At 64.4% G+C, this 323-nt stretch carries 1 protein-coding gene; it reads right to left on the bottom strand.

What is annotated here, in order from left to right; all coding sequences use genetic code 11:
• Positions 1 to 323, bottom strand: a 323-nt coding sequence (locus BK665_RS33145) for an ABC transporter permease subunit (protein WP_123410639.1), incomplete at both ends; no start/stop codon positions are given.

The raw sequence follows: 323 nt of genomic DNA, 5'->3' as shown, positions 1-323 counted from the left end.
CAAAACTTGAGCCAGCACCAGCAGCAACGCCACCGTGACGATCATCACGTCGGTCTGGAAACGCTGGTAGCCGAAACGGATCGCCAGGTCGCCCAGACCACCGGCGCCGACCACACCGGCCATCGCCGTGTAGGAGACCAGTGTAATCGCCGTCACCGTAATCGCCGCGAAGATGCCCGGGCGGGCTTCCGGCAGCAGCGCATTGATGATGATCTGGCGGGTCGTCGCGCCCCTGGCCTGGGTTGCTTCGATGATGCCGCGATCCACTTCACGCAAAGCGGTGTCCACCAGGCGTCCGAAGAACGGCGTGGCGCCGATCACCA

It is taken from the genome of Pseudomonas frederiksbergensis, assembly GCF_003732665.1.
Lineage (GTDB): Bacteria > Pseudomonadota > Gammaproteobacteria > Pseudomonadales > Pseudomonadaceae > Aquipseudomonas > Aquipseudomonas frederiksbergensis_G.
Note: the sequence above shows the minus strand (reverse complement) of the source record. Positions and strands in the feature narration are given on the sequence as shown.